The sequence below is a fragment of the Nocardia sp. NBC_01377 genome (assembly GCF_045040005.1).
In the GTDB taxonomy this organism is placed as follows: domain Bacteria; phylum Actinomycetota; class Actinomycetes; order Mycobacteriales; family Mycobacteriaceae; genus Nocardia; species Nocardia noduli.
Map to the genome: position 1 here is coordinate 37,128 of NZ_CP109569.1, position 13,088 is coordinate 50,215.

General features: G+C 65.4%; 6 protein-coding genes. 5 read left to right on the forward strand and 1 reads right to left on the reverse strand.

Annotated features, from left to right (window positions below):
• The first annotated feature begins 432 nt into the window (after window positions 1-432).
• Window positions 433-1,974, forward strand: coding sequence for a papain-like cysteine protease family protein (locus OG225_RS43945; protein ID WP_331764087.1), 1,542 nt, complete (start codon window positions 433-435; stop codon window positions 1,972-1,974).
• Between the two features lie 759 nt (window positions 1,975-2,733).
• On the opposite strand, the gene mobF is transcribed toward OG225_RS43945, so the two are convergent.
• Entirely contained in the window at window positions 2,734-7,602 is a 4,869-nt protein-coding gene (gene mobF / locus OG225_RS43950) for a MobF family relaxase (protein WP_405183720.1), read from the reverse strand.
• Between the two features lie 363 nt (window positions 7,603-7,965).
• Between mobF and OG225_RS43955 the strand changes: the two genes are divergently transcribed.
• From OG225_RS43955 to OG225_RS43970, 4 genes are read left to right on the forward strand one after another with little or no spacing between them, the layout of a single operon-like run.
• A complete protein-coding gene (locus tag OG225_RS43955) occupies window positions 7,966-8,727 on the forward strand; it encodes a TnsA-like heteromeric transposase endonuclease subunit (protein ID WP_331764093.1) in 762 nt (253 codons plus the stop codon).
• Entirely contained in the window at window positions 8,727-10,760 is a 2,034-nt protein-coding gene (locus OG225_RS43960) for a Mu transposase C-terminal domain-containing protein (protein WP_331758849.1), read from the forward strand. Before OG225_RS43955 ends, OG225_RS43960 begins: the two co-directional genes overlap by 1 nt.
• Complete coding sequence (locus OG225_RS43965; protein WP_331758288.1) at window positions 10,757-11,872, forward strand: ATP-binding protein; 1,116 nt, start codon at window positions 10,757-10,759, stop codon at window positions 11,870-11,872. The genes OG225_RS43960 and OG225_RS43965 overlap by 4 nt, the downstream gene beginning before the upstream one ends.
• Window positions 11,869-12,996 (forward strand): TniQ family protein, encoded by a 1,128-nt coding sequence (locus OG225_RS43970; protein ID WP_331758286.1) that lies wholly within the window; start codon window positions 11,869-11,871, stop codon window positions 12,994-12,996. Before OG225_RS43965 ends, OG225_RS43970 begins: the two co-directional genes overlap by 4 nt.
• Window positions 12,997-13,088 lie beyond the last annotated feature (92 nt).

Genomic DNA, 13,088 nt, shown 5'->3' on the forward strand with positions numbered 1-13,088 from the left:
CGTCAGTACCAGAATCCGAGGTTGGGTAGGGCATCGTTCCGGTAGTCGCTCGCTGGGAGTGGCTTGATCCATGGAATCCGAGAGTTTCTACCGAAATCGGCAGTTTACTACCGAAACCCGGCTTTGGGGGGATATGGCAATTCAGCTGTGACTACGCAGGTGACGCGGTACTGAAGTTTTTGACACATTCGATGTGCGTTTTGCCTGTGTTGGGGTCCACCACGGGGTAGCACGTGGAGTGGTCCATGCCCTCCGCCTTCCCGGTCCACGGGCGGTCACCACCCGACGAACGGGATATACAAATACCAGACGATGGGAGGAGGGATCCTCGAGACCAGTTTCGAGAAACTCGAGTAGTGCACTACTCGTGTGTCAGGCGGCGGCGGATTAAATGATTGACCGACATGATCCTACTAAGTGTCAGGAGAAGCCATGGAAGTCGACGCGGTCAGCCGCAACTCCGATCAACTCGATCTGTATTACACTGATTCAGCCGGTCGGGTTATCTCATCGTGGTGGCATCAGGGCACTTACTGGTCGGAATTATTTTCAGTTGGCGGATTCTTCCCGCCGGGCGCGCCGGTGACCGCTGTCGCTCGAATGCCTAATCACCTCGACCTCTTTGTGACTGGGAACGATGGACGGGTGTATACGTCGTGGTGGCATGAGGGCCAACAATGGTCGGGGATCAATGATAACTGGCGCGCAATAGGAGGATTCTTCCCGCCCGGTGCGCCAGTTTCTGCGGTGGCGCGCACGTCGAACAATCTCGACCTGTTCATCACCGGAAACGACGGGCGTGTTTATACCTCGTGGTGGTTCCAGGGAGTCGATTGGTCGGGGATCAATGATAACTGGCGCGCAATAGGAGGATTTTTCCCGATCGGTGCGCCAGTTTCGGTGACCTCACGTCACGCGGGCAATCTCGACCTGTTCATCACCGGAAACGACGGGCGGGTCTACACCTCGTGGTGGTACGAAGGACAGGATTGGTCGGGGATCAATGATAACTGGCGCGCAATAGGAGGATTTTTCCCGATCGGTGCGCCAGTTTCGGTGACCTCACGTCACGCGGGCAATCTCGACCTGTTCATCACCGGAAACGACGGGCGGGTCTACACCTCGTGGTGGTACGAAGGACAGGATTGGTCGGGGATCAATGATAACTGGCGCGCAATAGGAGGATTTTTCCCGATCGGTGCGCCAGTTTCTGCGGTGGCGCGCACGTCGAACAATCTCGACCTGTTCATCACCGGAAACGACGGGCGTGTTTATACCTCGTGGTGGTTCCAGGGAGTCGATTGGTCGGGGATCAATGATAACTGGCGCGCAATAGGAGGATTTTTCCCGATCGGTGCGCCAGTTTCTGCGGTGGCGCGCACGTCGAACAATCTCGACCTGTTCATCACCGGAAACGACGGGCGTGCTTATACCTCGTGGTGGGTGCATGGAGTCGATTGGTCGGGGGTCAACGACAACTGGATGCTCATTCCCCTGTCGTGGGTGCTCAACTTCACTATGCAGACTCAAACGCAGTCGAACTGGTGCTGGGCCGCAACCTCTGTCAGCATCGCGCAGTTCTACAACCCGAGCACGACCTGGACGCAATGCGCGGTAGCCAATGGAGAACTGGGCAGAACCGACTGTTGCGGTTCGGGTGCTTCTGGACCGTGCAATCAGGTGAATACCCTGGATGCGCCGTTGACTAGAGTAGGCCATTTCAATCGCATGGTGAGTGGGACTATGAGTCGCGACGATATGAAGAACGAGATTGTCGCCGGAAGGCCGGTGTGTGCGCGCACAGCATGGAGCGGCGGCGGGGCGCACTTCGTCGCGATCGCTGGATTCATTGAGGGCGATCTCATCGAGATCCATGACCCAGTCTCGGGTGTTTCAAATGTCGACTATGACACTTTTACAACCGCCTACTTGGGCTCTGGCAGTTGGACCCACTCATACTTCACGAGGAGGTAGAAAGTAAATGCCGATCCAATTCTCTTCACCGCCGACTGAGGTCCTGACAGCTGTCACGAACAGAATTCGAGATGTCGCGGCCGCGCCTGAGTCTAATGCCCGTGGGCTCGGCGGTTCCGCGCCTGCCGAACTTACACCCTCGATGCCGCACGACGTCTACGTCATCGGACTCTACGATGTAATCGCCGGGCGACCGCCTGATAGCGCTAGCCTCACAGGATGGCGATTCATTATGTACAGTAAAGACGGCGCAGTCGCGAGCGCCGAAACACAGATAGCATCCAACGGCCAGCACCGCTTTGCGCTATTCAATAGCGGGCCATTCGTTGCTGCGACTGTCGAAACTGTCAATAGAATGAACAATGTACTACGTATGGCGGAGAAGAATCCACGACTTTCGCTCCTGCGGATCCCTGCATTACATGTCACGGCGTTGTGGCTTCACGACGACAACGAGGATACGTACACGCCTCTGGCACCCGCTCCGGAAGGTCTTGACCCGAATCGCCAATACTCGTCAACAGAACTGTTCGATGTACTTCGACCCGAGGCTCAATCGCAGGCCTCGATTGGTGTCGGTGACGAGACGGGAGGCTGAGAAACGGGAAAATATCGGAAAGGCGTCGCAACTGGATCTACGTATCGCGTAGAATACTTTGCCTTGACCAGCATTTTCGTTATATTTTCCGCTGATACTACGGTGGCCCGTCTTCTCAGCAGGGGGCTTGCTATCGGTCCGTCGGTGCTGCCCTTTCTGGCTCACATGCCGTGGCCGTGGTCGTGTGATGGCCCACTGTCGTGGTGCGGGCCGGAATGATGGCCGCCGCTGGTGGTTGTTCCGATGCTGCGGCGACGTTCGCGGGTGAAGGTGACGGCTTTGCGGGTTTCCTCGGCGCGGCGCGTGCGCGCGGTGGGCCCGCCGGGGGTGTTGGTGGGTATGGGCTGGTCGTCGAGTTCGGCGCGGGCTTGTTCCTCGGCTTCGAGTTCGATGTCGCTGAGGTTGTCGCGTCGTTCGGTTTCGGCTTGGGCGGCGTCGAGTTGTGGCTCGTCGAGTGCGGCGTGCACGGCGTGCTTGAGACGGGCTTGGTCGAGTTCGGTGGTCGCGGCGGTGAGGCGTTCGTCGCGTCCGGTCCGGTCGTCGGCTTCGGTGAGGATCTGTTCCCACGAGGACGGGGACGCGGGTGCGTCGGCGCGTAGGCGGTCGGCCTCTTCCTTGGCTTCGGCGGCCGCTTCGAGGGCTTGTTCGCGTTCCTCGGTGAGTTGTTCGATGCGGGCGCGTAGTTCGGCGCGGTAGCGCCACCAGATCCGGTTGGTGGCTTCGTGGGTTCGTTCGTGGGCCTGGATGTCGCGGTTGTAGGCGTAGTACTGCGCGGCGAGGGTTTTCGCGTTGTCGATGGCTGGTTGTGCCCGGCGGATCGCGGCCGCGTCGGCGTCGAGCTTCTGGTAGTGCTCGCGGAGGTTGGTGAGGGCTTGCTCGGCTTCGCGTACGCGCAGGACCGCGACGACGAGGACACCGCCGCGGTCGTGGGTCGGGATGGAGTGGCGGTCGGTGGTGATCTCGGCCAGGCGGGCGTTGCTCATCCGGCGTGGGTCGTCGGGGCCGAGTCTGCGCAGGTTGGCGCGGGCCCGCGCCAACACCGCTTCTTTCTCGGTCGCGGGTTGTGGCGCTGCGGGTTCGGGCCGCTTGGCCGGGGCATCGAGCTGGGGGAGCGAACCGTCGCCGATCTGACGGACGGGTTCGGGTGCGGGGGTGTCGAGGATTTCGGTCATGCGCCAGCGCAGCGCGGCCGCGGGCTGCTCGGCGGGCAACTGCCGCCCGTCGTGCGCGGCCCGGACCGCTGCGGGGATATCGATTCCGGCGGTGTCGGCGGCGCGGGAGAACTCACGGGCCAGGGTCGGCCAGTACGGATCCGCCGCGATACGGCCATCGACGGTGTCGACGACCGGGCGCCACCGTCTGGCGTAGGCATCCTGGTTGCCGATCCGGTCGGCGACGACCTGGTCCAAGCGCTGCTGTTCGCGCCGCTCGGCCACCGGATACTGTCGCGGCCCGGTCGGGCGACGGTCGAGATCCGGAACGCGGTGCGCCGCACGCCAGATCGCCAGACCAGCGGTCAAGGCCGGATCAGCGTCGTGGAGACCTTGTGCCCACACCGGCACGTCCACGCCGGTGGTGGCGCGGGATTGGTCGGCGATCGCTGCGGCCAGGGCGGTGATCTGTTCGGCACGCGCTACCAGGTGCTGGCGTTCGGTGCTGTCGCGGTCGAGTGCGTCCGGGATGGCGGGCAGCCAGGGCAGCGGCCCGCGCCCGGTCTGGGAGTGGCCTCCGGTGGAATCGATACGCCAGTCGAGCACAGCGGCCGGGTCGGCGGCCGAACCGAGTTCGCGTTTCGCGGCCGCGTCGGTGAGCGTCTGGAGCGGGTCGGCACCGGCGAGTTCGAGCAGCGCCAGGTGAGCGCGCAGCACCGGCCACGCTTGGGCGTCGGTGATATCGGGGACGAGCTGCTCGGCGTGGGCGGCGTACTCGGCCAGACGCCCGGCGCCGACGCGGGTTTCGGCGATCTCGGTCAGCGCGTGATGGTAGGCGTCGGCCGCGTGCGCGAGATGCTGGCGCGGGTCGGCGTCGAGGCGATCTTGGGTGGTGGCCGAGACCTGGGTGCCCTCGCGAGTCAGGATGTCGGTGAGCAGGTCCAGCGCGGTCGGCGGATGGACCGCCTCGTAGGCGTGGGCGGCGTGCTCGTCGACGGCGGTCGCGGTCGCGAGATACATGTAGTTGCCGCCGCGGCCGCGCGTGAGCATGACGTAGAGCTGGGCGCGGGACTCGCGCCCAGTGAGCACACCGTGGCAGCGGTCGACGGTCATGCCCTGAGCGGAGTCGATCGTGGAGGCGTAGCCGAGTCCGACATGGTCGCGGACGTAGTCGGCGGGCAGGGTGACCCGGCGCCGGGATCCGAGGTGGGTGGCGGTGATCGCGCCGTCGTCGTGGACTGCTTGGACGGTCCATCGGTAGCCGTTGCGGACGTAGTCGGTGTCGGAGATCCGCAGGCGGCGGTCGTTTCGGCGGGTCGCGATGACCTCACCGACCGAGGCGCAATGTCCGTCGGCCAGCACGGTTTCCGGGCCGAGGAATTCACCGTGGAGTTCGGCGCGGTGTATTCGTTCGGCGCGCGCGAGCGCGTTCAACTCGCTGACCAGGGCGCGGGTCGGGGCGAGCATCGCGGCGTCGCGTCCTTGGGCGTGATCGGCGCGCCAGGCCCGGAACGCGGCGGCGAGGTTCTCCGACAGCGTGCCGACCTGGACGCGGGAGTGGTCGAAGTAGTACGCCAGACCGGCCGGATCACCGTCGCGGATCGCGAGACCAGCGGCAGCTTCGCCGGGGTCGGCGAAACGGACCACCTTGGTCAGGGTGGGGGAGTCGCTGGTTTCGACGATGTCGCGGATGATCCCGCCCGCGGCGACCGCCGACAGTTGGCGGGTATCGCCGATCGCACGGACCGTCGCGCCACGGCTGGTCAGGTACTCGATCGCGGCGTCGAGTTTGAGGGTCGAGGTCAAACCGGCCTCATCGAGGATGACCAGGGTCCGTGAGTCGATGACCGGGAGACGCTCGGGGCCATGTTCGGCGAGGGTGAGCAGCAAGTCCACGGTCATCGTCGCCTCGACGCCGGTCTCGGCGGCGAAGGTCGCGGCCGCCGACGCGGTCGGCGCGATACCGATCGCGTTGCCGCCCTCGGCGTTCCAGGCGGTGACCAGGACTTTCATACCGGTCGTCTTACCGGTCCCGGCCGGTGCGACCGCGGCCATGAACCGGCGGCCGCTGGTGGCGCAGGCATGGACGAGGGCGCGTTGTCCGGGGTTGAGTCGACGGCCGTTGGCGGCGTACTCGACCTCGGCGAGTTCGATCGCGGCGGCCGGGATGACGTGGCCACCGTCGAGTTGGGCGGTGGCCAGGAGACGCCCTTCGGCGGCCACGATCTGCGGGGAGGTGTACTTCGTCGACTCGGCGCGGGTGTAGACGCTGGTGCCGTCGGAGCGGACCAGGCCCGGCGTCGGCGGGGCCGGATCCACGCGACGGATCGACAAACCGTCGCCCAGTGCGAGTGCGACGACCTCGTGCAGGGTGTCGTCGAACGCGTGCGGTGCGACGCGGCCGCGCAGCTGGCGGACGGCCTCGGCGCGGATGTGGTGGGCCTGCCAGGTCGCGCGCTGCTCGGCGACCACGTCGACGACCTCACCGGCGAGTTGTTCGGTCCACACCGTTGCTCGCACGGGTGGCTCGTGGGACAGCATCGCGGAGACCATGCCGTTCACCCGCGCCGCGGTTCCGAGAACGCGCCGGGCCTCGATCCGCCACTCGGTGCGCTGCTCGGCGCGTGATCGGGCATGGTGTTTGGCACCACGGGTGGACAGCGTCGCCTCCTCGGCCATGCGCCACAGCTCTTTCGGCGACGGTTCGCGGCCGTGACGGTTCTGGAAATCGGTGGTCATGACGGCCAGGCGGGCGTTGATCGCCTCGGCACGGGCCGACCACGCCGCACCCAGGCGAGGATCGAATCCGGCCAACTCCCGGATCGGGCGTTTGTCGGCGTCGCGACCTTCGCGTTCGACGAACGCGACACCGCCCACCATGGTTTCGAGATGGTGCTCGAGGCGGGTGTTGTAGATCTCCGAGGCGGTGACGGCGTGCTGGTAGATCATGCGGCCGTCCAGGGCGCCCCACTGGCCGGTCTTGCGGCGGACCTTGTTCGAGATCACCACGTGGGTATGCAGATCCGGGTCACCGGCGCGCGAATCGCGGTGATCGAACATGGTCGCGATCAACCCGCCCACCTCGACCTGGGCGACGCCGCCGCGCCCGACCCGGGTGTAGGTCGCGTGCAGTTCCAGGAACCGCAACGCGTCGGAGATGGCGGCGTGATGGGCGGCCTCGATCTGGGCGGCCACCTTGGGCGAGGACAACGCCCACAATGCCGACACGGACTTGACCGGGGTGAATGTGAGGTCGAATCCGGCGATGCGCTTGGACTTCGGGCGCGAGGCTTTCGCGACCCAGGTCGACAGTTCGGCCTCGTCGCGGGGGTCGTGGCCGTGCTCGTCGTGGAACATCGCTTGGGCGACCTCGGTGGCGATGTATTCGCGGTCGGTCTCCGGGATCGGTGCGTGCGGGTCGCGGCTGTGTTCGACGTTCCACGCCTGGTAGGCGCGGCGAAGCTCGCCGCGGTAGGAGAACTCGTCGGCCGTGGGCTTGATGAACGGCGACCCGATACGCGCCTTGATCTTGATCGCGTGTGCCTGCGCGGTCCGAGCGGTGAAGCCCTCCGCGCGTTTGGCGGCGACCTCCTCGGCGATCAGGCTCTCGGCGTTGGGGTGCAGGCCGCGCCCGAACAACGCCCACATCTGCGATTCGGTGACCTCGTCCCCAGCGAAGACCGCCGTGACGATGTCCTCGTTCTCGTCGAAAACGGTCAGATCCATCAGCCCAGTGCCCCACCAACGACCAGGGGATTCACCGCGTTCGGAGTAGTAGTCGGCCAACTTCTGCTCGCCGCGCTCGTTCGCGTCGTTCGTGGCGATATGCCGGACGTAATACTCGTAGCCATCGCCACTCGCGATTTTCGCCAGTGACATCACCCCAACCACCATACCCCGCAGTTTGTTTCGCTGATCTGAAGCGAACGTGACCTGGGTGCAAGAGGTTTGAACGGCTGTAGAAAAAATGCAAGGAAAAGGTGAGGTAGAGGGTGTTTGTGTCCGTTACAGTTTTAGTTGGCGAAGTCCAGATGTAGTTGGCGAGTGAGTGGCGAAGTCCAGGTTTTGTTGGCGAGCAGAGTACGCGAAGTGATCGGCTGACCGGTACAGGAGTCGGTGCGATTTTCGGTCCACCGCGTCGCTTCGCTTCGCCGACCGGAGGTCGGCGGTGTTCGGAGGTTCGTGGGCGAGCTGGGTGGTACGCGTTGCGCTGTGCTGCTGGGTGGTTGAGAATCACAGCCCGTGACGTCGGCGGGGCTGAACGTGGTTGAAGGGGGCGCGCGATACGCGCTGTCGGTGTTCGAGTTGTCCTACTCGGCCGATGCGGTCGGCGAGGTGCGGGTTCCGTTGGCGGAGGCGTGGTCGCTGCGGTTGGAATCGCTGCGGCCGGTGCGTCGGTTCCGTTCTTATCGGGGCCAGAGGCATTTATCTGGTCAGTGGTGGTCGGCAACGACGGGGCGGCACGTGGGGTTCGAGTCCTGGCTGGAACGTGACCAGCTGGTGGCGCTGGACTTCGACCCGGCGGTGGTGGGTATTGCCTCGCAACCGTTCTGGCTGTTCTGGTCGGCCGAGGAACCGGCTCCTCGGCCGCGGTCACACGCCCCGGACTATTTTGTCCGCAAGGTCGACGGGACCGGGGTGGTGATCGACTGTCGACCGGTGGATCGGCGCGGGCCGCGTGACTTGGCGGCGTTCGAATCGACTCGCCGTGCTTGCGAGCTCGTCGGGTGGGAGTATCGGCTGTTGGGTGCCCCGGACCCGATCGTCACCGCGAACCTTCGATGGCTGAGCGGGTATCGGCATCCTCGTCATCGGATCTCCGAGATCGCCGAGCGACTTCGTGCTGCGTTCGCTGATCCGCTGACACTGATGGACGGCGCGACGGCGGTGGGGGATCGCATCGCGGTGTTGCCGGTGCTCTTTCATCTGATCTGGCAACACGAACTGAACGCAGACCTTTCCCTGCCGCTGCGCGGGGAGACGATCGTGACGGCGATGCGATGATGGCCCAGAGGGATTCGGTGCTCCGGGTCGGTGACTGGATAGTGTTCGACAACACCGAGCATCAAGTAGTCGCTGTGAGCGGGACCTCGGTCCGGCTGCGGGCCGGTGACGGCGTCGAGACCGTCGTGCTCGCCGCCTATCTGATGGGTTCGGCGGACTTCGAAGTCGTCGGATCCGAACCGCGGCAGCCGATGACACCATTCGGGATCCTGGACTCGCTACCCGAATCGGCCCTGGCTACGGCCCGTGAGTGGGAACAACACATCATCGAGATCACCACCGGCGTCGCGCCGGACGGGGCTCGCCGCGCGACCTACGATCCGCTGACGCGGACACAGCATGAGCGGGACACGGCAAAGGCGGCCGAGCTGACCGACGCGGGTCGGCGGGTCGGTGTCCGGACACTCCAGCGGCTGCGCGCCAACTATGCAGAGCAAGGACTCTGGGGACTGGTCGACCAACGGGTGCTGCGCGAGTCGACGGCGGTCGGTCGGGTCGATGAGCGAGTCGTCACTGCGGTCCGCCGAGAGTTGGACGCGCAGACCGGTGCTTCGACAGGCACGCGGTCGCGGGTGATCCGGCGGGTGAGCAAGGCTCTGGAGGAAGAGCACGGTCCAGACGTGGTCCCGTTGCCGGGCCGCAGCACCTTCTATGCGTTGATCGAGGCGTTATCGACGGGGCGGCACAGCTTCGCCTCGGCGGTGACGCGGCGGCAGGCAGCGAATCGTCCGGCGCGGCCGTTTACTCCGACGTTGGCGGCTCGGCCTGGTGAGCAGATCCAGATCGATTCGACACCGCTGGATGTGATGGTGGTGTTGGAGCCCGGGGTCCTCTCGCGCGCGGACCTGACGATCGCGGTCGACGTCGCGACCCGCACGATCTGCGCGGCGGTGCTGCGACCGGTCGGAACGAAGGCGGTCGATGCGGCGCTGCTGCTGGCGCGGATGCTGGTTCCCGAGCCGATGCGACCGGGATGGTCGGCGACGTTGGCGATGTCGGCGTCACGGCTGCCCCACGATCGGCTGATGTCGGTCGATGAGCGGATGGCGCGCGCGGCAGCCAAGCCGGTGATCGTGGCGGACACGATCACGATCGACGGCGGGAACGTCTTCATCTCCGAGACTTTCACCCGGGCCTGCGAACGCTTGGGCATCTCGATCCAGCGCGCACGCAAACGCACCCCGACCGACAAGGCGATCGTCGAAGCGACGTTCGGATCGATCAACACTCTGTGGTGTCAGCACCTGCCCGGTTATACCGGCGCCAACACCAGCCGCCGCGGGGAACGCGTCGACGAGCAGGCGGTCTGGACGATCCCGGAGTTGCAGGAATTGCTGGACGAATGGGTGATCGCGGGCTGGCAGCCGCGCCCGCACGACAGCCTGCGGGATCCGGACTTCCCGCGCAGAGCGTTGTCGCCCAACGACGCCTATGCGGCGATGGTCGCGGCGGCGGGCTATCTGCCGGTGATGCTGACCGGGCTCGATTACCTCGAGTTGCTGCCGGTGACCTGGCGGGCGATCAACGACTACGGCATCCGCCTCGACTACCGCACCTACGACGCGAAAGCGCTGGAGCCACACCGACGTCAGCCCTCGGGCAACGCCGCGAAGAGGGATCTCTGGGAGGTGCACTACGACCCCTACGATCTGTCGCAGGTGTTCGTCCGCACCCCCAACGGCTGGGTCACCGCCGAGTGGACGCACAAGCCGATGGTGAGTGCACCGTTCGCTGACTTCACCTGGCGCGAAGCTCGCCGACTGCTCGCCCAACGCGGCGTCGACGACACCGACGAGACCAACATCGCTCGCGCCCTCGATGATCTGCTGACCCGCAGCGAGAACGGACCGGTTCGGCCGAACGAGCGCGCCGGCCGCAGAGCCGCTGCCCGCGGCAGGGTCGCTGCCGCGACACATCGCCCACCGACATCCGATGCTGAACCGGTCGAACCGACCTCGATCGAATCTGTTGAGGCGACGGTGATCCCGTTCGGGATTTTCGACGCCGCCACTGAAGCCGAGAAGTGGAGATGACGAGCAGAACCCGCAAACCGGTCCGCCGACGCGAGTCCGCCTACACCCCGGCGTCGTCCGCGAAGACCATCACTGCGATCCCGCCTGACAGCCCGTTGACGACCAAGGAAGGATGGGGCCGTTTCGTCGGGCACACCCCCGCGCCGCCACCGTTGCTCACTGCCGCGCAACTGCTGGGCATGACACCGCAGGATCGCGCCGCACACGAGGACCGATTGTTGGACTACCACGCGGATCTCCCGTTGGTGAACACTCCGACGATCCAGGAAGTGATCTCGGCGGGACGGCTGCTGGTCCAACTCAACCGCCGTCAGATCTCGGCCCGACGCGGGATGGTGATCAGCGGCATGTCGGGAACCGGCAAGACCACCGCGCTCACTCAACTCGGACGCGCACACGAAATCGCGGTCCGCCGACGCTATCCCGGCCAAGGTGAGCGGTTGCCGATCATCTACGTCACCGTTCCACCGGCGGCCACACCGCGGATGCTGGCCGTCGAGTTCGCGCGCTTCCTCGGCCTGGACTTCCCGACCCGCGCCAACGTCACCGACATCACCGATGCCGTCTGCTCGGTCGCCGCGCACACTCACGTCGACCTGGTCCTGGTCGACGAGATCCACAACATCTCCCTGACCAGCCGCTCCGGCGCGGAAGCCTCCGATCAACTCAAATATTTCGCCGAACGACTTCCGGCGACGTTCATCTACGCCGGGGTCGAAGTCGAAGCACAAGGATTGTTCGCCGGTCCCCGCGGCCGTCAGATCGCTGGGCGGTTCACCGTCGTCCCGGCCACGTCGTTCGCCTACGGCACCGCCGAGCAACGCACGCAATGGCAAGCCCTGGTCGCGGCGGTCGAGTCGACGCTGCGGTTGCGCGACCACATCCCGGGAACGCTGGCCTCGATGGCCGAGCAGCTCTACCGCCGCAGCGGTGGCATGATCGGCAGCCTTTCCCAAATCATCCGCGGCGCAGCGATCCTCGCGATCGAGGACGGCACCGAGAAGATCACCAGCAACCTGCTCGACCTGGTCCCGGTCGACTACGCCGCACAACGCAGCAACCTACCGATCGCGGCATCGACATCGAGGACGTCTGCGGCAGCGCCCCGGTGAGGCGCGCGCTTCCGCGGCGCCTGCCGCGCACCGCCGCCCCCGCCCATCATGAGATCGTCGCCTCCTACCTGGCGCGCTTGGCTGCGCTGAACCACCTCGACGGCGACGAACTCTGGAAAAGCGTGAGCGTTCCCGGCCCGACAGCGGCCCGGCGGATCGTGACCGCCGAACGAATGTCGGCACTGACCGGCCGACCAGCCGAGCATCTGGCGGGAGCATTGCCCGAGCTTCGGGCCACCGCGGAGCACTGGCCGCTGTTTCGGCATCGTCCGCAACCGGGCTGCCCACGCTGCGACGCACGCCACCCGGGCGGACCGGTCTGGCGGATCCTGCCGCATCATCGCTACGTCTGCACCCGGCACCACTATTGGATCGGCCCACCCGACAACGACAGTCACGGTCCCTCGCTGCGGGGAAACCGGGAGGTGATCGCGGCCCAGCGCAAACACCTGCGCCTCGTCCAACACTTCGGCCCGGGCGCGACCTACGACGCCGTGCTGACCGCCTTCATGATCTGCGCCCATCGATGGGAAATATTCCGCCCCACCAGCGGACTACACCGGCAACAACAGATCTGGAGAGAACGCAGCTTCCAGTTCATGCCCGCGGGCGCTGAACTGTCGAGTTTCACCGCGTCGAAACTATTCGCCTGCCTCTATCCCGAAGCGGTCGATCTCGCCCCGCTGATCGCCGCGCCCCGCTGGCGACAATTCGCCGCAAGCGGCGGGGACCAACTCACGCGGTTCGTTGCCGAGGTTCGTCGGAGACTGCGTGACCACGACTACCAGCCACAGGCAGAACAAGACGCCATTGCGCACTGGATCGCGACCGACTGCTGGCGACCACCGACCACGCCGCCGAACACCTTCGCCACCGCACGAGGAAACCGCAAACCCAGCCAGGTCGGACGAATGAAACTACCCAGCGCAGAACGGACCATCCGATCCGCGGCATGGTTCGCGCTGAAAGACCGCCGCGGGATGGGTGACGCCGTCCTGCACCACGTCACACTTCGCCCCGTGATCATCCGAGAATGGTCACCCGACATGCAGGAGTTCCGCGGCGCGATTTGGAACAGCCAACGAACTGACAAGCGGTTCAGGCAGCCACAATCCGCCAACTAGACCTGGACACCACCATCAAACATCGTCCAGACCAAGATGGCGAACCGCAGCTCACGAGCAACTCGCACACCAACAAAACTCGGAACGGACAG